Annotated in this window: 20 protein-coding genes, 1 tRNA gene and 1 pseudogene; 4 read left to right on the plus strand and 18 right to left on the minus strand. The window is 69.1% G+C overall.

Going from position 1 to position 22,470, the window contains the following annotated elements; all coding sequences use genetic code 11:
* Window positions 1-320: 320 nt before the first annotated feature.
* Entirely contained in the window at window positions 321-1,550 is a 1,230-nt protein-coding gene (gene frc / locus ABT078_RS35070; RefSeq protein WP_351235116.1) for a formyl-CoA transferase, read from the minus strand.
* 353 nt (window positions 1,551-1,903) lie between these two features.
* Window positions 1,904-2,191, minus strand: a complete 288-nt coding sequence (locus tag ABT078_RS35075; RefSeq protein WP_351235118.1) for a zinc-ribbon domain-containing protein — start codon at window positions 2,189-2,191, stop codon at window positions 1,904-1,906.
* Window positions 2,192-2,535: 344 nt separating this feature from the next.
* On the opposite strand from ABT078_RS35075, the gene ABT078_RS35080 reads away from it, so the two are divergent.
* On the plus strand, window positions 2,536-4,035 hold the full coding sequence (locus ABT078_RS35080) for an MFS transporter (RefSeq protein ID WP_351235120.1): 1,500 nt from the start codon (window positions 2,536-2,538) through the stop codon (window positions 4,033-4,035).
* Window positions 4,036-4,306: 271 nt separating this feature from the next.
* Here ABT078_RS35080 and ABT078_RS35085 read toward each other — a convergent pair whose 3' ends face one another.
* The 4 genes from ABT078_RS35085 to ABT078_RS35100 form a co-directional block, all read right to left on the minus strand.
* The gene (locus ABT078_RS35085; RefSeq protein ID WP_351235122.1) at window positions 4,307-4,705 is read right to left on the minus strand and encodes a DUF6221 family protein; all 399 of its coding nucleotides are present in this window, start codon (window positions 4,703-4,705) and stop codon (window positions 4,307-4,309) included.
* 767 nt (window positions 4,706-5,472) lie between these two features.
* A complete protein-coding gene (locus ABT078_RS35090; RefSeq protein WP_351235124.1) occupies window positions 5,473-6,324 on the minus strand; it encodes a helix-turn-helix domain-containing protein in 852 nt (283 codons plus the stop codon).
* Window positions 6,325-6,338: 14 nt separating this feature from the next.
* On the minus strand, window positions 6,339-6,854 hold the full coding sequence (locus tag ABT078_RS35095; protein ID WP_351235126.1) for a DUF6879 family protein: 516 nt from the start codon (window positions 6,852-6,854) through the stop codon (window positions 6,339-6,341).
* Window positions 6,826-7,080 (minus strand): hypothetical protein, encoded by a 255-nt coding sequence (locus ABT078_RS35100; protein WP_351235128.1) that lies wholly within the window; start codon window positions 7,078-7,080, stop codon window positions 6,826-6,828. Before ABT078_RS35100 ends, ABT078_RS35095 begins: the two co-directional genes overlap by 29 nt.
* 1,282 nt (window positions 7,081-8,362) lie before the next feature.
* Between ABT078_RS35100 and ABT078_RS35105 the strand changes: the two genes are divergently transcribed.
* Window positions 8,363-8,839, plus strand: coding sequence for a hypothetical protein (locus tag ABT078_RS35105; RefSeq protein ID WP_351235130.1), 477 nt, complete (start codon window positions 8,363-8,365; stop codon window positions 8,837-8,839).
* A gap of 152 nt (window positions 8,840-8,991) precedes the next feature.
* On the opposite strand, the gene ABT078_RS35110 is transcribed toward ABT078_RS35105, so the two are convergent.
* From ABT078_RS35110 to sucC, 4 genes are all read right to left on the minus strand, one after another.
* Window positions 8,992-9,079, minus strand: a tRNA-Leu gene (locus ABT078_RS35110).
* Between the two features lie 232 nt (window positions 9,080-9,311).
* The gene (locus tag ABT078_RS35115) at window positions 9,312-10,865 is read right to left on the minus strand and encodes an aldehyde dehydrogenase family protein (protein WP_351235132.1); all 1,554 of its coding nucleotides are present in this window, start codon (window positions 10,863-10,865) and stop codon (window positions 9,312-9,314) included.
* Window positions 10,866-11,027: 162 nt separating this feature from the next.
* Window positions 11,028-11,909 (minus strand): succinate--CoA ligase subunit alpha, encoded by an 882-nt coding sequence (gene sucD, locus ABT078_RS35120; protein WP_351235134.1) that lies wholly within the window; start codon window positions 11,907-11,909, stop codon window positions 11,028-11,030.
* Between the two features lie 13 nt (window positions 11,910-11,922).
* Window positions 11,923-13,068 carry an ADP-forming succinate--CoA ligase subunit beta gene (sucC, locus tag ABT078_RS35125; RefSeq protein WP_351235136.1) on the minus strand — a complete coding sequence of 382 codons (1,146 nt, stop codon included), beginning with the start codon at window positions 13,066-13,068 and terminating at the stop codon, window positions 11,923-11,925.
* A gap of 235 nt (window positions 13,069-13,303) precedes the next feature.
* On the opposite strand from sucC, the pseudogene ABT078_RS35130 reads away from it, so the two are divergent.
* Window positions 13,304-13,573: pseudogene (locus tag ABT078_RS35130) on the plus strand (hypothetical protein); the annotation flags it as partial.
* 161 nt (window positions 13,574-13,734) lie between these two features.
* Entirely contained in the window at window positions 13,735-15,123 is a 1,389-nt protein-coding gene (locus ABT078_RS35135) for an OFA family MFS transporter (RefSeq protein ID WP_351235138.1), read from the plus strand.
* 77 nt (window positions 15,124-15,200) lie between these two features.
* Here the strand turns inward: ABT078_RS35135 and ABT078_RS35140 are convergent, their stop codons facing one another.
* The 8 genes from ABT078_RS35140 to ABT078_RS42965 all read right to left on the minus strand — a co-directional run bounded on the left by ABT078_RS35140 (window position 15,201) and on the right by ABT078_RS42965 (window position 22,334).
* Window positions 15,201-15,842: an HAD family acid phosphatase gene (locus ABT078_RS35140; protein ID WP_351235140.1), complete on the minus strand. Its 642-nt coding sequence runs from the start codon at window positions 15,840-15,842 to the stop codon at window positions 15,201-15,203.
* A 207-nt stretch (window positions 15,843-16,049) separates the two neighbouring features.
* Complete coding sequence (locus ABT078_RS35145) at window positions 16,050-17,075, minus strand: sugar phosphate isomerase/epimerase family protein (RefSeq protein ID WP_351235142.1); 1,026 nt, start codon at window positions 17,073-17,075, stop codon at window positions 16,050-16,052.
* A gap of 34 nt (window positions 17,076-17,109) precedes the next feature.
* Entirely contained in the window at window positions 17,110-18,498 is a 1,389-nt protein-coding gene (locus tag ABT078_RS35150) for an alkaline phosphatase family protein (protein WP_351235144.1), read from the minus strand.
* Window positions 18,495-19,667, minus strand: coding sequence for a metabolite traffic protein EboE (gene eboE / locus ABT078_RS35155; protein WP_351235146.1), 1,173 nt, complete (start codon window positions 19,665-19,667; stop codon window positions 18,495-18,497). The genes ABT078_RS35150 and eboE overlap by 4 nt, the downstream gene beginning before the upstream one ends.
* Window positions 19,668-19,679: 12 nt before the next feature.
* Window positions 19,680-20,528 carry a TatD family hydrolase gene (locus ABT078_RS35160; RefSeq protein ID WP_351235148.1) on the minus strand — a complete coding sequence of 283 codons (849 nt, stop codon included), beginning with the start codon at window positions 20,526-20,528 and terminating at the stop codon, window positions 19,680-19,682.
* Window positions 20,528-21,154, minus strand: a complete 627-nt coding sequence (locus tag ABT078_RS35165; protein ID WP_351235150.1) for an EboA domain-containing protein — start codon at window positions 21,152-21,154, stop codon at window positions 20,528-20,530. Before ABT078_RS35165 ends, ABT078_RS35160 begins: the two co-directional genes overlap by 1 nt.
* Window positions 21,142-22,008 carry a sugar phosphate isomerase/epimerase family protein gene (locus tag ABT078_RS35170; protein ID WP_351235152.1) on the minus strand — a complete coding sequence of 289 codons (867 nt, stop codon included), beginning with the start codon at window positions 22,006-22,008 and terminating at the stop codon, window positions 21,142-21,144. Before ABT078_RS35170 ends, ABT078_RS35165 begins: the two co-directional genes overlap by 13 nt.
* A complete protein-coding gene (locus tag ABT078_RS42965; protein WP_502981463.1) occupies window positions 22,005-22,334 on the minus strand; it encodes a hypothetical protein in 330 nt (109 codons plus the stop codon). The genes ABT078_RS35170 and ABT078_RS42965 overlap by 4 nt, the downstream gene beginning before the upstream one ends.
* Window positions 22,335-22,470 lie beyond the last annotated feature (136 nt).

Raw genomic sequence — 22,470 nt, forward strand, 5'->3', positions numbered from 1 at the left:
ACGGTTCTTCCGGCGCCTCGAGGACACTGCAGAGCGGGAACGCTCCCGCCCCACAGCGTGAGAAGCGCTGTCGATCGCCGGCTGTCCATGGGGCAGGAGGAAGGCGGGGCCGGACGGTGCCAGGGGGCGCCTCGAATCACCGTCCGGCCACGCACCCGTGGCGTGCACGACGGAGCCGGTCCGTCGTCCACGCGCACGATCTCGGGTGTGCGGGCGTGCACCATGGGGCACCGGAGCGGGGCGCGGACGTCAAGGTCGCGGCGCCGGCTCGGTGCGGGTCAGCGCATGGCCCGCTGCAGGGAAGGGACCACGGTCGGTGGTCAGATCACTCCCTGCGCCTTGAGCAGCGGCAGTTCCTCGTCGTTGAGCCCCAGTTCGCCCACGTAGACCTCTTCGTTGTGCTCGCCGAGGAGGGGTGAGGTGGTGATGTCGACAGGAGAGTCGGAGAGTTTCAGCGGCGAGCCGACGGTGGTGAAGCTGCCGCGTTCGGGGTGGTCGACCTGGACGACCATCTCGTTCGCCTTGAGGCTCTCGTCCTCGATGATCTCCTTGGTGGACAGGATCGGGCCGCACGGAATGTTGTGGGCGTTGAGCTTCTCCAGCACCTGCCACTTGGGCAGGGTGCTGGTCCACTCCTCGATCAGCTGGAACATCTTGCCCAGCTTCGGCAACCGCGCCTCGGGGGTGGCCCACTCCGGATCGCTCGCCAGCTCGGGCCGACCGATCAGCTTCGCGACCGGCTCCCAGCCCACCGGCTGCACGATGACGTACACGTAGTCGTTCGCCCCGCCCGGCGCGCACTTGACCGCCCAGCCGGGCTGTCCGCCGCCGGAGGCATTGCCCGAACGCGGCACCTCGTCGCCGAAGTCCTCGTTCGGGTACTCGGCCAGCGTGCCGTGGGCGAGCCGCTGCTGATCGCGCAGCTTCACCCGGCACAGATTGAGCACCGCGTGCTGCATGGCCACGTTGACCCGCTGCCCGCGCCCGGTGTTCACCCGCTGGTACAGCGCGGCGAGGATGCCCGCCACCGCGTGCACACCGGTGCCCGAGTCACCGATCTGCGCCCCTGTCGCCATCGGCGGACCGTCCTCGAATCCGGTCGTGGACATGGACCCGCCCATCGCCTGGGCCACCACCTCGTACGCCTTGAAGTTGGTGTACGGGCCCTCGCCGAACCCCTTGATCGAGGCGTAGACGATCCGCGGATTGATCTCCTGGATGCGCTCCCAGGTGAAGCCCATCCGGTCCACCGCGCCCGGCCCGAAGTTCTCCACGAGCACGTCCGAGCGCCGGATCAACTCGGTCAGCAGCTCCTTGCCGCGCTCGGTCTTGGTGTTCAAAGTGATGCTCCGCTTGTTGCAGTTGAGCATCGTGAAGTAGAGCGAGTCGACGTCCGGCACATCCCGCAACTGCGTGCGCGTGATGTCACCGCCCGGCGCCTCCAGCTTCACCACGTCCGCGCCCAGCCACGCCAGCAGCTGTGTCGCGGAGGGGCCCGACTGGACATGCGTCATGTCGAGGACACGGATGCCCTCAAGAGCCTTGCTCATGGCCGGCGCTCCTCACGTCTGCGAGATCAGTTTCAGGAACCCGGGGGCCCACCCGTCCGGGTCGACCGAGACGTTGATCAGCTCCGCATGTGGTGCGCGGTGCCGGCCGTCGTGCCCGGTCAGACTCCATACGGTAGATTGCATACCGTATGGAGTTCGCCTTCATGGTTGCGGCAGACGCCATGGATGTCCAGGGGACGGGGGGAGTTTTCTCGTCACGGAGAGCGCCCCGGGGTTGGGCGCATGCGCAAACGGGCCGTGACGTCGAGTCACGGCCCGCTGGAATCTTCCCTGTGGTGCGTGCCCGAGGGGCGCCTCCGCCGGTGGATCGCGGGGCGGCTCCCCGTACTCGCTCAGGACTGGTACGGCTGCTGCGACTGCCCGTGCGCGTGACCGCCGTGCCCGCTCACGCTCTGGACCTGCAGATGCTCCGCCTGCTCCTTGGTCACCTGCTGCTCCGCGCCGCAAAAGGTGCACTGCGTGGCGTACTTCGTCGAGATCGCGAACAGCGGCACGAAGAACAGGGTGAACTTCGTGACGCGCTTCCTGAGCGTGTGGGCGGAGGGATTGCCGCAGCGACCGCAGACCAGCGTCAGTATCGCGAGCTGGTACAGGTATCCCTTGGTGCCGAAAATGATCATGTTGTACATCCTTCCCGGTCAGCGCCTGCCGACACAGAGTGGTCGGCGGCGGGGGCGGTGGTCGGCCGTGACCATGCCCGCGGACCAGCCGGCAGCCACGGGCTCGCCGCGAGCATCCGCAGGAACTTGCGAAGCGCCCCCATGGACGACCGGCGGTCACACCTCGAGGCCAGGAGCATGACGTTGGACAGCCTCAGCGTGCCCCGACAGCTGCGCCTATGTCACATAAAATGACAACTCAAATCAATATGACGCACCCCGGAGCTGTGAAGTACATATCCACGCGGTGTCTGGCCATCCGTGTGCACGGACACTGGGCCGCGATTCCGTCTGAAGGAGCCCCCGTGGAACGGAGCAGGCGACAACAAGGCACGGCCACGTCAGCGGGCCGACCAGATCCGAGCCGGTGGCATGCCTTGTGGGTCACCCTGGTGGCGGGCTTCATGATCCTGCTCGACGTGACGATCGTCGCGGTCGCGCTGCCCTCGATGCAGAGGGAACTGGGCGCCTCCCCGGCCTCCGTGCAATGGGTGGTGTCCGGGTACGCGCTGGCATTCGCACTTGCGCTGGTGCTGGCCGGACGTCTTGGCGACGCCATCGGCCGGCGCCGGATCTTCCTCGGAGCGCTCGCGGCCTTTGTCTTGTGCAGCGTCGCCGCGGGGGCGGCCCCGACGATCACTCTGCTCGTCGTCGCCCGCATGGCGCAAGGAATCGCCGCCGGGTGCCTTGCTCCTCAGAATTCCGCGCTGATCCAGCAGATGTTCACCGGCGCCGAACGTGCCCGCGCCTTCGGCTTGTTCGGCGCAGTCGTCGGTATCTCCAGTGCGGTCGGTCCGATCACCGGAGGCCTCATCCTCGCCCTGGCCGACGGACCCCAGGGCTGGCGCTGGATCTTCTACGTCAACGTTCCCATCGGCGCGGTGGCACTCGTGCTCGGCCGGCGACTGCTGCCCCGCGTCGCCCCGGGCAAGAAGGGACACCTGGATCTGGCGGGCGTCGCCCTGCTCGGCTGCGGTGTCCTGGCGGTCATGCTGCCGTTGGTCCTGGCCGCCTCCGGTGGCGTGCGCCGTCTGTGGTGGCTCTTCCCCGTAGGGGCGCTGCTACTGGTCGGCTTCGGGTGGTGGGAGCGCCGGGTCGCAGCCCACGGTGGCGAACCTCTGCTGCATCCAAGGCTGATTTACGAAACCCGCGGCTACGCCACCGGTGCCGGCCTGGCGACGCTCTACTTCATGGGGTTCAGCGGTGTGTGGATCGTGTTCGCACTGTTCTTCCAGAACGGCCTGGGCTATTCGCCCCTGAAGTCGGGACTGGCCGTGACACCGTTCGCGGTGGGCTCCGCGGGCGCCGCCGTCGTAGCCGGACGACTTGTGGAGCGGATGGGCAGGCTACTGACCGTGCTCGGCCTGGTCGGCGTCGTTGTCGGGCTCGCCTCGGCGGCCCTGCTGCTCGGGTTCGCCCCGTCATCGGTCTCCGTCTGGGCAGCTGCCCCCGCCCTCCTCGTGGGCGGTATCGGCAGTGGATTCGTCATCTCCCCGAATGTGACGATGACGCTGCGGAACGTTCCGGTGCGGATGGCGGGCGCCGCAGGCGGCGCGCTGCAGACCGGACAGCGGCTGGGCGGGGCAGTGGGGACGGCCGCACTGCCCGGCACGTACTACCTGATGCTGGCCTCCAGCGGGGACGACTACCGGCGGGCCGTGGCAGCGTCCGTCGGCGTCGGCATCGCCGCCATCTTCGCGGCGTTGGGCATCGCACTGATCGAGTGGCGTACCGACCGGAACGCAACAGCGGCCCCGTGCCCGCCCGAGGTCGCCCACAGTCACTGCCATGCCACCCACAGCTGACTGTCGCACGAAGAGCTGCCCGCCAGTCCGGCGGAGCGGCACTGAGTTCGGCATGTGCATTGACAAGTACGGCATCGGTTGGATGTTCGACGTCACCAAGCCCCGAACCCGCCTGGCCACCGGGCGGTCCGAGGCCCCGACCGTCGCAGACAGGGGCCGGTCGCCGCGAAATACCTGGGACAGGCCACCAAAAACCCGACCGACAGGCTTCGGTGGCTGAGCGGCGGGCCGGAGTACCGAGCGTGGGGCCCCGGTTGAATGCCGCACCGGCTCATCGGAGGTATCGGGGCAGCCATTTCGCGGTGTAGTCGGGGTGTCCGGCGAATTCGGCGGCGAGCTGCCGTACCGCGAAACCGAGGCCCACGGCGCGTCCGGAAGCGAAGTCGTCATGGGGCCGGTCGGTGTCCTTGTCCCACACTTCGGCGTACTCGCTCAGCAGGACACGATAGGTTCTGATACGGGCAAGTGTTCGGGAAGGGTCCTGGAGTGCGATGTGCCGGTCGTAGCTTGCGTCGCGCACGGTGAACGCGATTCCCGACGTCCGGTCGTGCACCTCCCCAGGGGTGCCCGCCGGGCACCGCCAACTGTCGCCGCCGGCATGCCGCGCGACCTTCTCCTCCTCGGCCAGGCGCTCTTCGACGAAGACCACCATCTCTGCATTGCCGGCCATGCGAGGACACTTCCTCCCGTGAGGGTTGGACAGGGTACTGAGCAGCCATTGTGCGGGACACCCAGCGCGCTCGATCCCACCCGTGTCACGGCCGGCCACGCCAGTGGCCATCGGGCCGTCAACGGACTCGAACGCACCTCACTTCTGACGCTGTCGCCTGCCCTGCCGGGGCGCTCCACCCCGGTCTCGCCCACCCCGCGCCGTCGACCTGCGCGAAGACCCCTTGCGCCAGGCCCTGGATTCGTGGATTGCCCGGGCCTTCGCCCCGCGAGCGGCTCACCGACACCATCGAAGTACTCACCCGCGCCGGCGTCGCGACAAGCAGCGCGGCAGGCTCCCCAACGCCACCCGGAAGAAGGAGTCCTCAATCGACGCCCAGCAGAGCCGGAAGACCGCTGAGAGTCTTGGAGACAACGCACAGCGCATCCACGCAGCAGACACCGACGAGTAGGGCCCGCTCCACGAAGCCATCGGCACCACGATCACCCATGAACACAGGAAGAGGACCACGACCGTAAGGTCGAGGCCCTCGCATCCGTATCGTCAATGGTTGTATCCGAGGGGGGACTTGAACTCTCCACTAGGGCACCACCCCATAGCTAGCTGACCTGCGTAAACATATCCTCTGAGGCCCCTTGGACGCTTCGGAGGTTGGTCATGCTCACCTGCTGTTTCTGTCCGTTCTGGACCGCTGTTGGTCATGCGTTGGTCACGTGCTCAACCGTTCCAGCTCCGGCACAGAGCCTCCCGCCTCTCCGAGAACCACCTCAGTCCAGAGACGCCAACGCACCCGCTATGAGAGAACGTGCCGCAGCTCCACGCGCGGCTCCCTGTGACAGCCGCTCAAAGGCTCGGGTGTACAGCTCGACCTGGCTGGGCTGCGTGAGGGTGGCAGCAGCATCCAGCGTGTCCGCGTGCACCCTGGTGTCGTCAAAGATCGTGAAGGTCGGCATGGGCCACACAGCCCGTTGCGACGAGAACGGGACGATACCCACGGCGACGTTCTGAAGATCCATAACCCCGAGCAAGTGGCCAAGCTGTGCCGCCATGGCTTCGGCGCTGCACAGCCGGTACCGCAACACCGACTCCTCCAGTACGAACGAGAACCGGCGTGCACCGTTGTTGAGTACTGCGTTACGCCTCATACGGGCCGCCACAGCGTCACTCACGTCGTCCGGGGTTCCCCGGAAGTCTGCGATGGACGACAGCAGGGCAGCGGCGTATCCAGGCGTCTGGAGGAATCCGGGGATCACGTCGGAGACATAGACCCGAAACGTCTTGGTTTGTTGGTACAGGTCTCCTGTGGACTCTTGCAGGCGACGGAGACCGCTCCGCTGGAGTCGTCTCCACTGCACATGGGCATCGGCGGACTGCCTGTTTGCCGCGATCAAGTCGGTTGCCTGGTCGTCGGCAGCGCAGGCGCGGCACCACGCTCTGATGTCCGTGTCGGAGGGAGGGGTCTTGGCATTCTCGATCCGGGACGACTTCGACTCTGACCAGCCGCACCTGACGGCCAGCTCCCGCCCGCTGAGCCCCGCATCCTTTCGAATCTCGCGCAGACGCCCGGCAAGGTCTTCGCGAGCCTTCTGAACGCGTGAAGAGGGGTGGTGTGGGGGCATGGAGCTGGCCTTCGTCAGATCTTGTACAGGTGGTGGGGGATCGCTCGCTCCCAGACCGCTTTGAAGGCGGCGGAGCATAGCTTTACGGCTTCCGGATCCGCCGTGATCTCGTCCTCCACCACCGCGCCATCACCTGAGAAGTGGTGCACCCGGAGCATCGCACCATCGAACAGCCAGAAGTCATTGCCCGGAAGCGCGATAGTCGTGGCCCGTCGCCGTGGCAGCCAGCGCACTTCCTCACCCGCCGTGGCGTTGGCGCGGGTGACGTAGTGCTCCCAACGGATGTAGTCCGAAACGGGCTCGGAGATCACCCGGGCCCGGCGGATGGCCACACCCCGGGCCACAGTATCCGTGATCAACTGGTCGTAGGAGTGCCACCAGGATTCGCGGTCCTCCCAATTGATCCGCTCACCCCGCTTCCATGCCTCGAACCGGTCCGTGGAGGCGTAGGAGTCACGCAGCTCCAGGTGGACGGCGGACCCCTCGCACTGGCCAAGCAGCTCAGCGAAGCTGGGCACGCTCGACGGCATCACACGCCTCCCTGATCATCGGAATCATCCGGGCCGGAATCCTGACGATCGCTTCGCTGTCGGGCACCGGACCGTTCGCGGGGCTGCTCCCCTCGCACCCCGCCTGAGTCTCGGGGCTCGGCTTCCATCCCTGCAACAAGATCTCCTGACCTTCCGCGTCCGCCCACACCGTGGGGCAGTGGTCCCGATCGGTGTTGGGGTCGATTCCGACGAACTCTACGGCCATGGCTGGCTCCCTGGTCTAGGTGCTTGCTTGGGCTTGCATCAGCTTCGTTGAACTGCGGAGACATCGTCAATACCGCTATAAGCCATGCCAATTGCTGTGCAAGCTCGTGCAAGCTTGTGGAGCCTGCCACTCGCCACTTCCTACGGTCTTTGCATCGAGAGCAGATCGGCTGGGGAGGCCGCGCATGGTGACGCAGAAACCGCAGGCATACAACCTGAGTGAGCTTCCGGCTGAGCCCTCGGCCAAGCCAGGGTGCTCGGTATGTCTGCCCATCGTGGTGGCAAGGGAGAACGCGCGCTCCAGGGGCGACTACAGCCAGGCAACTGACCGCAATGTGGAGCTCCGCCAGCACCAGGCAACGGCGCACCCATCATGAGCGAAGGCAGAGAGCCCCCACTCTTTGCCGACCGGCCGTTGATGACGCTGCGGGTGTCTCGGGACGCCGGGAAGACGTGGGGGGCCATGCGGACCGTACGCAGCACCGAGAACCTTGCCCCCATGGTGACCTCGGAATGGCCGCCGTGTGAGTGCTGGCGGTGCAAAGGCCGTTGATCTCCCGCCCTTCCCGTGATCGCGGCGGCGCGAGGCGGTAGGGGCGGGCGTGGACAAGCCCCGGTTCGATGCTTCCCCCGTGCAATGGGCCGGGGCTCTGTCACGCAAAACACTTCATCTTCACAGGGAGAGTTCATGCGTTGTGGCACAGCGGTACGACTCGCAGCGATACCCGTGATCATCTCGGCGCTGTTGGGAGCGGAACAGGGGAGGGTTGGAACTGTCGAGCGGTTCCGGCCGCTTCACCGGCTCGGGCTCCGGGGCCTGCTGGGGTGTCGGGCGGTAGGCATCCATGCGGACGATGTTCGCCCCATTACCGTCCGTTTCTATCCGCCGGCCGGCTGCGGCCGTCTCCATCACCTCTGCGTGACGGGAACTGTCAGCACGAAGCGTGAAGACGGTGGCAGGTCGCCAGTCTTCCCGGATCGTTCCACGATGACGACGATTTCGGGGAGTGCCTTGACCTCACTGGCGGTGCTCGGCTGTCCCCAAGCTGATCCCGGCCTACCCGGCAGCGACCGCGCACCCGCCCACCGCCCGGCAGATACGGGCGCAGGAGGGCAAGTTTCCGACCCTGGACGACGACGGCACCGGACGGTTCCTGTCCTCGGTGTGGGAGCCGTGTGGCAATCGGGCCTGTGACGGCGGCATGACTCACCACTGCCTTCGGGATGCCCCTCTGTGGACTGTCTACGCCGCCACCGGCGTCCGGCGCAGTGAGGCCCTGGGCATGAAGTGGTCCCTCGTGAAATGGGATGAGGGGGCCATAGAACTGGGCTGGGTCGTCGTGGTCGAAGAAGGCAACACCTACCGCCTGCGAAAGCTCACCAAGGACGGCGACGACAACGCGCTGATCTATGTGGATCAGGCCGTGATGAACGTTCTGAAGTGGCAGAAGGAGCGCCAGGACGTGGAGCGGCAGCGTCTCGGTTCCGCATGGACGGATCACGACCTGGTGTTCGCCCGCGACGGCTTCAAGCTGTACCGGGGCGAGGCAGGCGGAACCGCGGGACCCGGAGAAGGTCTCGGCACGGTGGCGCACCCTGCGCACCCGGTTGAAGCTGCCCGAGGAGTTTCGTATCCACGACTGGAGGCACAGCAAGGTCACGAACGATCGGGAGGCAGGAGAGAACCCCGTGGAGGTCTCTGCCAACGTCCGGCACCACTCGCCCGGCTGCACCATGGCCCGGTACGGCCATTCACGTAAGGACGGAGCGCGCCGACTGGCTGCGTCCGGTGCGGGCCGACTCGGCCTGTCATCCCTGGTCTGACCTGGGGATTCGCTGGGCCGTTGGTCACGTGGTTGGTCACGCCACTGCCCAGAAATGCAGAAAACCCCACATGAAGTGGGGTCTCATCTGGTGTCCGAGGGGGGACTTGAACCCCCACGCCCGATAAAGGGCACTAGCACCTCAAGCTAGCGCGTCTGCCATTCCGCCACCCGGACCAGGTGTTTTGCCGCCCCGGGTGCTCCCCGCGGCGACGTGGACAACTCTACCAGGGGTTCGCGGTGCCTCTGAACCGCATTTCGCGTGGTCAGTGGGGTGCCGGGCGGCGAACGAGAGGGTTTCTGCCCACCGCCACCGACCGGGTACGGAGTGCGACCGCGCTCGCACGGACGGTGTTCCGGAGGGTGCCGCCCGGGGCTCCGCACCAGGGCCCCGGGCGGCCCCCCTTTCTCATGCGTTGAGCTGGTAGTCCGGGAAGTTCCCTGGCAAACGCTCGCCGGCGAGCCCCACCGTGACCGCCTTCACCAGCAGCTCGCCGCCGACGAAGGCACCGCGCCAGGAGGCGCCGAAACCGCCGAAGAGCTCCTCGCGGTCGCCGCGGGAGCGCGGTTTGCCCCGGCCCACCTTGAAGGCGCGGATCTGCGGTGACAGGCGGTCGAAGGTCTCCGGGTCGTCGGTGGAGAGGGTCGCGACGAGGGCACCGTTGGAGGCGTTCATCGCGGCCAGCAGCTCCGCCTCGGTGTCGACCAGGACGATCGTGTCGACCGGGCCGAACGGCTCCGCGTGGTGCAGCGGGGAGGACGGCGGCGGGCCCAGGAGCGTGACGGGAGCCATGTACGCGCCGGTGTCCTGGCCGGGCAGGAAATGGCCGTCAGTCAGGGAGCCGCGGTGGAGCGGGACGGCTCCGCGGTCGACGGCCTCGGCGACCTGGTCGGTCAGTTCCTTGACCTTCGCCGCGTTGACGAGCGGGCCGAAGTCCAGCTCGGGCAGGGCATCCGCGGGGTCCGCGACCGCCAGGGGGTGGCCCAGGCGGATCGAGCGGACGGCCGGGAGGTACGCGGCGAGGAAGTCCGCGAAAGCACTACGCTGCACGACGAAGCGGGGGTAGGCGGTGCAGCGCTGTTTGCCGTAGTCGAAGAGTTTGGGGATGACGGCGGCGAAGGTGTCCCAGTCGGAGTAGTTCCAGATTCCCCAGGTGTTGAGGCCCTCCTGTTCGAGGATGTGCCGCTTGCCGAGATCGGCGACGGCGGTGGCGATACGGGCGCCGGTGTCGCGGCCGCCCACGAAGGAGACGCAGCCGATCTCGGGCGCGCGGACGAGGGCTTCGGAGAGCTCGCCGCCACTGCCGCTGACCAGGGTGACGGGGATGCCCTCACGGGCGGCGAGAGCAGCGGCCAGAGTGAGGCAGGACAGTCCGCCGTCGGTCGGGGTCTTGGCGATGACCGCGTTCCCGGCGAGCGCCTGGACGAGCATCGCGTGGACGAGGACGGACATCGGGTAGTTCCAGCTGGCGATGTTGGAGACCGGGCCGTCGAGGGGCGCCCGGCCGTCGAGCATGCCGTCGATCCCCTCGACGTACCAGCGGACGCCGTCGATCGCCCGGTCGACGTCGGCCTGGGCGAGCCGCCACGGCTTGCCGATCTCGTGGACGAGGAGGAGGGCGAGCAGCGAGCGGTGCTCGGTGAGGGCGTCGAGCGTGGCAGCGACTCGGGCGCGCCGTTCGGCGAGCGGGATGTGCCGCCAGGCGCGGTGCCGGTCGAGGGACGCGCGGACCGCCCGGTGGGCGGTGGCCGCGTCGAGTCGGGGCGGGCCGGCGATCGGGCCGCCGTCGATGGGGCTGGTCGCAGGAAGGGCGCGGCCGTCGGCCTGCCACCGGCCGTCCCACAGGTTGAGGACCCGATCGTCGTGGAAGGCCTCGGGGGCGACGGCCAGGCAGCGCTGCCAGGCGTCGGCCCAGGAGGTACCCGGTTTGAGGGTGAAGGGTGCGGTGAGGGTTGATGCCATGGGTGTTCTCCGCTCTCGGTGCACAGTCGGGCGGGGAGGAGTGATGGCTTGCGTCACTCGTCATGGTTGCTCAGACGGAAACGTCCCGCTCGCAGCAACGTAGTGATCCCCGCCCATCGTGCGTCCACCCGTGGCGTCAAGTGTGGGTGACGTCACCCATTGTCACCGCCTGAGATGCTCACGGACCAGGCGGGCCGTCTCGCTCGGCGTCGAGCCGACCTTCACCCCCGCTGCTTCCAGTGCGGCCTTCTTCGCCTGTGCGGTGCCTGAGGAGCCGGAGACGATGGCGCCGGCGTGGCCCATGGTCTTGCCCTCGGGTGCCGTGAAGCCGGCGATGTAGGCGATGACGGATTTGGAGATCTTCTCTTTGACGTAGCTCGCGGCGCGCTCCTCCGCGTCGCCTCCGATCTCGCCAATGAGCACGATGAGCTCGGTGTCCGGATCGGCCTCGAAGGCGGCGAGGCAGTCGATGTGGTTCGTACCGATGACCGGGTCGCCGCCGATGCCGACCGCCGACGAGAAGCCGATGTCCCGCAGCTCGTGCATGAGCTGGTAGGTCAGCGTGCCCGACTTGGAGACGAGTCCGATGCGGCCCGGTGCCGGGGCGATGTCGGCGGGGATGATGCCGACGTTGGACTGTCCGGGGCTGATGAGGCCGGGGCAGTTGGGGCCGATGACGCGCGTGCCGCGTTCCTTCGCGTACGCCGTGAAGTCGACGGCGTCATGGACGGGGACGCCTTCGGTGATGGCGACGACCAGCCCGATGCCCGCATCCACCGCCTCCTTGACGGCCGCGCCGGTGAAGGGCGGCGGCACGAAGACGACGGTCACATCGGCACCAGTGGCCTCGACGCCTTCGCGTACGGAGCCGAAGACGGGAACGGCGCGGTCGTCGAAGTCGACGGTGCGGCCCGCCTTGCGCGGGTTGACGCCGCCGACGACCTCCGTACCGGAGGCGAGCATCCGGCGGGTGTGCTTCATGCCCTCGGCGCCGGTCATGCCCTGGACGAGGACCTTGCTGTCCTTGGTGAGAAAGATGGCCATGTGTCTGGTCTCCTCAACGGGCGGTGGAAGCGGCTTCGGTGGCGAGGGTGGCAGCCTGACGTGCAGCGCCGTCCATGGTCGCGGCCTGCTCCACGAGGGGATGGGCGCGGGCGTCGAGGATGGCGCGGCCGCGGGCCGCGTTGTTCCCGTCGAGGCGTACGACGAGGGGTTTGGTCAGCCGGACGGTCTCGAGGGCCTTGACGATGCCGTCGGCGACGGCGTCGCAGGCGGTGATGCCGCCGAAGACGTTGACGAGAACGGACTCGACGCCGGGATCCGCGAGGACGACGCTCAGTCCGTCGGCCATGACCTGGGCCGAGGCCCCTCCCCCGATGTCGAGGAAGTTGGCCGGCCGGGCTCCGCAGCCGGCGACGACGTCGAGGGTCGACATGACGAGACCGGCGCCGTTGCCGATGATGCCGACCTCGCCGTCGAGCCGCACGTAGTTGAGGCCCCTTTCGGCCGCTGCGGCCTCCAGCGGGTCGTCGAGGCCGCCGTCGTCGCCGCCCCAGCGGGCCTGCCTGAAGCGGGCGTTGTCGTCGAGGGTGATCTTGCCGTCGAGGGCGACGATGTCTCCTGCAGCCGTGCGCACCAGGGGGTTGACCTCGACGAGGAGGGCGTCCTCCTCGGTGAGGACGGTCCACAGTTTGCGCAGGACGGGCGCCGTGGCGGGCGGGAGTCCGGCTGCGGCGGCGATCTCGGCCGCCTTCTCGTCCGTGACGCCCTCGGCGGGGTCCACGGGGATGCGGGCCACGGCTTCGGGCCGGGTGTCGGCGACCTCCTCGATGTCCATGCCGCCCTCGGCGGAGGCGATGGCCAGGAAGCGGCCCGCGGCGCGGTCGAGGACGTAGGAGACGTAGAACTCGGCTTCGATGTCCACGGGTTGAGCGAGCATCACCTTGCGTACCGTATGGCCCTTGATGTCCATGCCGAGGATCTGGCGGGCGGTGAGCTCGGCGGCGGCCGGGTCGGCGGCGAGTCTGACGCCGCCCGCCTTGCCGCGGCCGCCGGTCTTGACCTGGGCCTTGACGACGACGCGGCCGCCGAGGCGGTCGGCGACGTGTCGGGCGTCGCGGGCCGAGTCAACGGTCTCGGCCTCGGGTACGGCGATTGCGTACTGCTGGAAGATCTCACGTGCCTGGTACTCAAAAAGATCCATTCCGGCTCCCTGTCGAGGAAAGTGCCGCACGCCCCCTGGACACCACCCACCGGATGCGGGATAACAAGGTTCATACAGTATTCGTCGACTGTATGCAATCAGCCGGAAGCTCACGTGCGGACAGCTCCGCGCAGCTCAGAGCACCTCCGGCGAGCGCCACAACTCCCCGACGGACCCGGAAGGGTGGGTCCCCGGGTTCCCGAACCTGATCGTGCAGACGTGAGGAGCGCCGGCCATGAGCAAGGCTCTCGAGGGCATCCCTGTCCTCGACATGACCCGTGTCCAGTCGGACCCCTCCGACATGACGCACGTCCGGTCGGACCCCTCCGCGACCCGGCTGCCGGCGTGGCCGGGCACGGACGTGGTGAAGCCGAAGGCGCCGGGCGGTGACGTCATCCGCGAGCAGTTGCGGGATGTGCCGGACGTCGACCCGCTCTCCTTCACGATGCTCGACCGCGACAAGCGGAGCATCACGTCGAACACCGGGACCGAGCGCGGCATGGAGCCAAGAGCAGGCTCGGGCCGCGGGGTTGTTGGGCGGTGGTCGATGAGCTGAGAGGGGCACGACCCACGGGTCCGCGGCTTTCGTTTGCCGCGGGACCCGGCACGAAGAGTACGGACAGGGGGCGCTGGCCTGGCTTCTTCGACGCGAGGGGTTCAACCGACATGGCGACAACAGACATCATCACGCCCGTCCCCTACAGGGAGGTGACGGACGAGAACGGCCGGGTGTACCGCATCGGCGAGTCCGATGTGGACATCATGGGCCGCAAGCGGAAATGGATGGTCATCCTGCCGTGGGTAGGAATGATGGGCATCAGTTCGGCGGAGTACGCGTTCGCCTCCGCCGAGGAGACACTGCACACGGCGCACCATTGGGGCAACCAGCACATCTTCTGGATGCTCGGGGTGTGGGTGTTCTTCCAGGCGGCGGTGGCCTTCCCGGCAGGAAAGCTGCGGGAGAGCGGAAAGCTGCCGGCGCGATGGGCGATGATGCTGGGTGCGGTGGGCACCCTGCTGGGTTATCTGTCGCTCGCGTTCGCACCGCACGTCGTGGTGGCATACATCGGGTTCGGCATGTTCAGCGGCATGGGCGCAGGCATGGTCTACGCGACGTGCGTGAACATGGTCGGCAAGTGGTATCCGGAGCGAAAGGGCGGCAAGACCGGTTTCGTCAACGGCGGTTTCGCGTACGGTTCGGTGCCGTTCGTGTTCATCTTCACCGGCTACATGGATCTGACGAACTTCCGGTGGGTGCTGGTCGCGGTCGGCATCTTCCTGGCGGCCGTGGTGGCCGTGGCGGGGTACTTCTTCCAGGACCCGCCGAAGAACTGGTGGCCGGCCGAGGTCGATCCGCTGCGCAAGCCCGACGACCCACGGGCACGGCGGGCGATGGAGAAGAACCCGCCGGCGGTGAAGCAGTACACGCCGTCAGAGGCGTGGCGCACGGGCCGGGTGGCGCTGATGTGGTTCTGCCTGCTCTGCACGTCGGGCGTGAACATCTTCGGTATCGCCTTCCAGGTGCCGTTCGGTGCCGAGGCCGGTTTCGCGGGCGGAATCGTGGCTACCGCGATGTCGCTGAAGGCCATCGTGAACGGTACGGGGCGCGGGGTCATCGGCTGGCTGTCGGACCGTTACGGCCGCAAGCAGTGCCTGATCTTCGTCTGCATCGTGCTGGGCCTGTCCCAGTACGGGATTCTCTGGTCGGGCAGCATCAACAACCTGCCGCTGTTCCTGCTGTTCTCGAGCATCTCCGGCTTCGGCGGCGGCGCCATCTTCCCGATGTTCGCGGCGATGACGGCCGACTACTTCGGCGAGAACAACAACGCGTCCAACTACGGCCTGGTCTACAGCTCGAAGCTGGTGTCGGGTCTGCTGGGGTCGGGCATGGGCGCCGTGGTCGTGGCTGCGTGGGACTACGAGGGCGCATTCATTCTCGCCGGTTCCATATCGCTCTTCGCGGGCTGTGTCGCGGTGTTCCTGCACCCGCCGGGGCGGCCGCGGCCCAAGGGCATCGCGGCGAACCCACAGCCGATCAGCCGGGACATCGGCTGAGTCGGTGATCCGGAGGGGGGAGGCGGGTGGCCGAGTGGCCGCGGGACGGGGAGTCCGTCCCGCGGCCACCTGGCTTTTCAGGACAACTGGCCGTCGTAGTCGGGCAGCTTGAACGTCCGCTCCGCGTGACCGCCCACGAGGTCGCTCGTGTTGTTGCCGATGTTGGCGATGATCTTGTAGCCCTTGGCCTCGATCTCCGCGCGCTTCTCGGTCTTGTACGTGCCGACCTCCTGGAACAGGTCGGGCAGGTCTCGCACGTACAGGCCGTCGACCGGGTATCCGGCCCGCTTCAGGTTCCAGTCGGTGAGCGAGTAGATGATGCCCGGGCGGGCGGTGACGAAGAAGATGGCGACGCCGCGCGAGTCGGCGAACCGGGCCAGGTCGCGGACCGGTGCGACCGCGGGGGTCGGCAGCTCCCAGAAGTGGTGGAAGTCGGTCTCCAGCGAGGTGTTGTCGATGTCGAGGACGATCGCCTGCCTCTCGCCGGAGGTCTGTGCGGTGCGCTGCTCGATGTACGGGCGGGCGACGGCAACGACTGCTGCCACGTCTCGCTGCCAAGTGGCGTAGTCGACGTCGGCCGTCTGTGCGGCGGTTGCGGCCGCGCGGGGCTCGCCGGCGGGCACCGTCGGGGTGGCGGCCGATGCCGCGGGGGTGGCCATGGTGAGAGCCGCTGCGGCGACGACCGTCGCCGTTGCGGTCCGCCATCTGCGTGCATGCATGGGGGGTTCTCCTGGGTCGAGGGTGGTCGGGAGAGCCGCTCGTTCGGCACTGCCGAACGAAGGGCTTTGGCATGCTCGCGTCTGATGATGGACGGAATGGAACATTCCCTCTACTGGTCAGTAGCCAGAAGTTCTGACGACTTTCCGCGCACGGCTCCGCCCGCGGCGCATGACGGCTCGCCGCGGGCGGGGTACGCAGGACGTCTGCTAGCAGTCCTTCTCGCGCAGTGAGTGGAGGTGAGCACTCGACTTGCGGGCGAACGTGAACGACTCCACGGGGTTGTCGTGTTCGGCCTGCCAGTGGTGGTCGAGCCGGCCGCCCCTGGTCCTGGTCACCGCGGAGATGAACCGCTGGTAGTCGATGTCACCGTCCCCGACGTCCACCATGCGGTAGCCGTCGCGGGCGGATGCGTCGTGCTCGCCGTCCTTGACGTGGAAGAGCGGATAGCGGTCGGGCTGCTTGAGGACGTAGCGCAACGGGTCGAAGGGGGCAGGGGTGCCGTCGACGCGCTTGGAGAAACGGAACTGGCCGGCGTAGGCCCAGTAGATGTCCATCTCCAGGTACACGAGGTCGGGGTCGGTCTCGGCGAGCAAAACATCGTAGAGGCGGACGTCGGGCCTGTCCGTGGCGAAGGAGAACTCCTCGGCATGGTTGTGCTGGTAGAACTTCATGCCGCGGGCCTTGGCGGCGGCGCCGTACTCGTTGAACTCCTCGGCACAGCGCTTCCAGCCGTCGACGGTGTCACCGTAGCGCCAGGGGCCGGACGCGGTGCCGATGTGCTTGAGCCCGAGTGCCTGGGCGTCGTCCAGGACCTTGTCGAGGTTCTGCGCGAAGGTGTACGCGTTCGGGTCGGACGAGTAGTAGCCGACGTGGCTGCCGATGGCGCGCAGCCCGTGGTCGCGGGTGAGCCGCTTGAGCTGGGCGAGCGTGATGGCGCCCGCGGAACCCTGCGTGTAGCCGGCGTACTCGACCTCGTCGTAGCCGTACTTCTCGAGTTCGGCGAAGACGGCGGCGAAGCCGAGCGTGGAGACCTTGTCGCGGAGCGAGTAGAGCTGGATGCCGAGGCGTCCCGGGGGCAGTACGGGCCGGCCGCGGCCCGGGCCGTGGGCGGCGGCGGGCGCGGCCGCGCCGAGGAGGGCGGCGGCGGTGGCTCCGGCGGCGACGCCGAGCATGCCGCGTCTGCTGAGCTTGTGGGCGAGCTCTGGGTCGTTGGCCTTGCTGTTGCGGCTCATTGTGGATAACTCCTCGTTGTCGGTGGAGTGTGGTTCAGTGAAGACCGGCGAGTTGAAGGAGCAGGGACTTCACGTCGGTGGCCGCGACGCGGCCGCTGAGAGCGCGGGGGGTGGAGCACAGAATGAGCGGACCTTCGTCATCGCTCGTGGGGAGGCGGCCATGGCTGCCGCGAATAGGTGAAGGGTCGAGCGGCACGACCGCCATGCGGTAGCGCATGCCGAGCTTCTTGCGGGCGAGGGCCGTGGCGGCCTTGACGCGGACGTACGGGTCCTCGGGGTCCATGAACAGCTCGACCGGGTCGTAGCCGGGCTTGCGGTGGATCTCGACGAGCTGGGCGAAGTCGGGGGCCTTGTCGTCGTCGAGCCAGTAGTAGTACGTGAACCAGGCGTCCGGGTCGGCGACGGCGACGAGTTCACCGGAGCGCGGGTGGTCGAGGCCGTGGCGCTTCTTGCCCTCGTCGTCGAGGAGTTCGGCGATGCCGGACAGGCCCGTGAGCGCCTCTCGGGCCGCGTCCAGGTCCTCCGGGCGCCGCACATAGACATGGGCGAGCTGGTGGTCGGCGACGGCGAAGGCGCGGGAGGCCATCGCGTCGAGGTACTCCATGCCGTCCTGGGTGTGAACCTCGAGAAGGCCGGCGCGGCGCAGCTCGCGGTTGATGTCGACGTGCCGGGTGACGCGGGTGATGCCGTATTCGGAGAGGGCGACAACGGTGCGGCCTTCGCGTCCGGCGTCGTCGAGGAGGGGGGCCATGGCCGCGTCGAGGTCGGCGGCGGCCCGCAGGGAGCGGGGGTCGTCGGGGCCGTACCGCTGGAGGTCGTAGTCGAGGTGCGGGAGGTAGCAGAGCGCCAGGTCGGGCGTGCGGGTGCGCAGGATGTGGCGGGTGGCGTCGACGATCCACCGGCTGGAGACGATGTCGGCGCCCGGGCCCCAGAAGTGGAAGAGGGGGAAGGTGCCGAATCTGTGGGTGAGTTCGTCGTGGAGTGCCGGGGGCCGGGTGTAGCAGTCGGGTTCCTTGCGCCCGTCGGCGTAGTAGACGGGGCGAGGGGTGACGGTGATGTCGGTGTCGGCGCCCATGGCGTACCACCAGCAGATGTTGGCGACGGTGTAGCCGGGGTGGACGCGGCGGGCGGCGTCCCAGAGCTTGTCGCCGCCGACGAGTCCGTTGTGCTGGCGCCACAGCAGGACGTCGCCGAGTTCGCGGAAGTACCAGCCGTTGCCCACGATGCCGTGTTCGGAAGGGAGGGCGCCGGTGAGGAAGGTGGACTGGGCGGCGCAGGTGACGGCGGGCAGGACGGTGCCCAGGGGAGCCTGGGAGCCGCCGGCGGCGAGCCGTTGCAGGCGCGGCATGTGGTCCAGGAGCCGGGGGGTGAGGCCGACGACGTCCAGGACGAGGAGGGGAGTGGGTCGCGCCGAGTCGTTCATGGAAGTTCCTTCAGGCCGAGGTCGGTGAGCAGATCGCGGGCGAGGGTGAGTTCGGCGGCGATCCCGTCGGCGAGGTGGGCGCGGCTGCGGGGACGCAACTCGGCGGGCAGGGCCTGCCAGGTGTAGGTCTCGACCTCGAGGTGGCGGGTGAGCGGGGCGGGAACGCCCACGAGGCGGGCGAGGGTGTCCTGGAGCACGGGGAGAGTGGAGGTGAGCGGCGGGGCCGGCGGCGCGTGCAGGGGGACGTGGAAGTGGGCGCGCCAGGGGGCGCCGTCGGGAAGGGCGTCGGCTGCGAGGGCCTCGTGGAGGTCGTCGGTGCCGCGCAGGCCGGCGGCGGTACGGGTGCGGGTCTGGTGCAGGAAGCGGGGTTCGGCGAAGGCGGCGAGTGCCTCGCGCACGTCGGGGAGGTGGGGGTGTTCGGCGTGCAGGGCGGCGGACAGCTGGGCCTTCGGGATGGTGATGCCGGCGGTGGTGAGCGCGTGGAGTGCGGGACCGGGTTCTTCGAAGGAGGTGGCGAGATGGCAGGTGTCGACGCAGATGCCGATACGGCTGCTCGAAACGGCCACGAGCGGGCGGATCGCGTCGGCTGTGGTCTCGACCGTGCAGCCGGGCTCGGGTTCGAGGGCGATCCGGACGGATTTGCCGGTGAGCTCTTCGAGCGCGTCGAGGCGTTCGGCGAGGGTGATGAGTGCGGTGCGGGCGGCAGTGGCGGCGGCGGTGTCGTCGAAGCGGGTGCGCCAGCCGAGGGGAAGGGTGGAGACGGATCCTTCGCTGACGTCGTCGGGCAGCAGGGCGGCGAGGAGCCGGGCCAGGTCGGTCGTGTGGGCGAGCCTTTCGGGCTCCTTCCAGTCCGGACGGTAGACGCGGTACTTGACCTCGTCGGCGCCGAAGCCCTCATAGGGGAAGCCGTTGAGGGTGACGACCTCCAGGCCGCGCCGGTCGAGTTCGGCGCGCAGGCCACGCAGTGCGGCCGGGTCGGTGGTCAGGGCGCGGGCGGCGTCCTTGGCGAGCCACAGGCCGATGCCGATGCGGTCACGGCCGAGGCGTTTGCGTACGGGTTCGCAGTGGTCGCGCAGCTGGGCGAGGACGCCGTCGAGGGTTTCGGCCGGGTGGACATTGGTGCAGTAGGCGAGGTGGACGGTGGAGCCGTCCGGGTGGCGGAAGCGCATGTGTCCCCCTCCTCATTCCCCGCCGCGGAGGATGGAGTTGCCCTCGTGCAGGGCCTCGGGGGCCGGGACGTCGAGCTGGAGTCGGCCGCTCCGGCCGTAGAAGGCGACGGGGTTGCGCCACAGGACCTGGTCGACGTCGTCGTCGGTGAATCCGGCGGCGAGCATGGCGTCGGCGACCTTGCGGGTCTTGAGCGGGTCGCTCCTGCCCCAGTCGGCGGCCGAGTTGACGAGGACGCGCTCGGTCCCGTGGGCCTTGAGGATGGTGACCATGCGGTCCTCGTCCATCTTGGTGTCGGGATAGATGGAGAACCCGAGCCAGCAGCCGCTGTCGGCGGCCTCCTTCACCGTCGTCTCGTTGAGGTGGTCGAGCAGGACGTGCTCGGGAGCCAGCGCGGATGCGCGGACGGCGTCGACGGTTCGGCGCAGGCCGGCAAGCTTGTCGCGGTGCGGTGTGTGGACGAGAGCGGGCAGGCCGTGGTCGGCGGCGAGCTGGAGCTGGGCGGCGAGTGCGGTGTCCTCGGCGGGGGTCATGGAGTCGTAGCCGATCTCGCCGACGGCGACGACGTTGTCCTTGACGAGATAGCGGGGCAGTGCGTCGAGGACGGGCGTGCAGCGGGGGTCGTTGGCCTCCTTGGGGTTGAGGGCGATCGTGCAGTGGTGGGCGATGCCGTACTGGGCGGCGCGGAAGGGTTCCCAGCCGAGGAGGGAGTCGAAGTAGTCGAAGAAGGAGTGGGGTGAGGTGCGGGGCTGGCCGAGCCAGAAGGCGGGTTCGACGAGGGCGCGGACGCCAGCGGCGTACATCGCCTGGTAGTCGTCCGTGGTGCGGGAGGTCATGTGGATGTGGGGGTCGAAGATGCGCATCAGGACTCCTCCGTGGGGGACGTCAGGGCGAGGACGCGGTGGAGGTCGGCGGGGACGGGCCGGCCGGCGGCGGTGCGTTCGGCGGCGTAGTCGCCGAGCATCCGGGCGAGTTCCGCGTCGCCGCGGGCGCGGTGGGCCAGGCCTTCGGCCGCGTCCACGGGCACTCCGGTGAACAGGCACTTGAGGAGGGCGTGGCGCCAGGAGTGCGGGTCGAGATGCTCCGCGGCGTAGGGGCCCACGGCTGCGGCGACGAGCCTGGTGTCGTTGGTGCGCAGCGCGTCCTCGACGAGGGGGAGCCCGGCGGCGGGGGCGGGGCCGAGGAGAGGCAGGGCGAGGAGGACGGCCCGGCGTTCGGCGGCGGTGCCCTGCTGGTAGAGCCGGGTGAGCGTGTCCGCGTCGGCACGGGCCTCGTGGAGGAGGAGGGTGCGTACGGAGTCGGCGTACTCCTGGCCGCAGTGGCGGCCGGCTGCGGCGAACCGGAGCTCCCAGGCGGGCACGGCGTACGAGGTGGCGGCGGCGTCACGCGCGGTGGCGCTGTGGGCGGCCTCGGCGAGGGCCTCGTGCAGCCAGGCGCGGGCGGCGCCGGGGAGCCGGGCGTCGAGTTCGCTGCGGGTCAGGATCGCCATGCCGGTGCTCCGTTCGTGGGGGTGTGGGAGCGGAGGAACTCGAGGGAGGAGCGGGCGAGTTCGGGTCCCGCGTGGGAGTGGCGGGGCAGTTCGACGACGGTCAGGCCCTGGTAGCCGCCGGTGGCCAGTGCGTCGAGGACGGGCGGGAAGTCGATCTCGCCGTCGCCGAAGGGGAGGTGTTCGTGGACGCCGCGGCGCATGTCCTCGATCTGGACGTGCCTCAGCCAGGGGGCGGACTGCTTGACGCAGCCTGCGGGCGACGCCGTCTCCAGGCACTGGCAGTGGCCGATGTCGAGGGTGAGGCCGAGGGGTTCGGGGTCGCCGAGGAGCGCGCGGAGGTGGTGGAAGTCGTCGAGGGTGGCGAGGAGGTGACCGGGTTCGGGTTCGATGGCGAGGGGGACGCGGGCGGAGGCCGCGGCGTCCAGGACGGGGGTGAGGGCGGCCTCCAGGCGGCGCCAGGCGGTGTCGGACGAGGTGCCGGGCGGGGTGATGCCGCTGAAGCAGTGCACGGCGTGCGCGCCGAGGTCCGCGGCGACCTGCACGGCACGGACGAGGAGCCCGGTGCGGGCCGCGCGGGCGTCGGGGTCGGGGTCGAGGAGGGACGGGCCGTGCTTGCGGCGCGGGTCGAGGACGTAGCGGGCGCCGGTCTCGACGGTCACCTCGAGACCGAGGTCGGCCAGGCGGCCCGCCAGCCGGCGGGTGCGGGTGGCGAGGTCGGGGGCGAGGGGGTCGAGGTGCATGTGGTCGAGGGTCAGGCCGACGCCGTCGTAGCCGAGGTCGGCGAGCAGCATGAGGGCGTCGTCCAGGCGGAGGTCGGTGAGGCCGTTGGTTCCGTAGCCGAGGCGCAGGCTCATGTGGGGCTGACCTTCCGGGCGAGACGTCGGGCGACGGGGACGAGCGCGAGCACGGCGAGCCCGGTGCCGGTCGCTCCGGCGCGGGCGGCGAGGGCGGCCTGCAGCGGGATCATGGCGCGGATCCCGGCGCCGACGGCGCGCTGGGTGAGGGGCGGGGAGGGGTTGAGAGCGGCGTGGAGGAAGGGGGTGAGGGTGGCGCGGGCGTAGCCGGTGGCGGCTACTGCGGCGAGGAGTTCCCCGGTCCCGCCCCCTCCGGGCCGGAGCGGCATGCGGCTGCGCCGCGCGGGAGGCGAGCCGCCCGGCTCCCGGGCGAAGTCGCCGGTCACCCGGGCGGTTGCGGGTCCCCGGGGTGTGCCCCGGACCCCGTCGCGGGCGCTGCGCGGCCTGGACGTGCCGGCTCCGTCGCGCCGTGGAGGTGGTCGGTCCTACAGCGAAGACCGTGGACAGTCGTCCGCTGTGGAC

It is taken from the genome of Streptomyces sp. NPDC002133 (genome assembly GCF_040296405.1).
GTDB lineage: Bacteria > Actinomycetota > Actinomycetes > Streptomycetales > Streptomycetaceae > Streptomyces.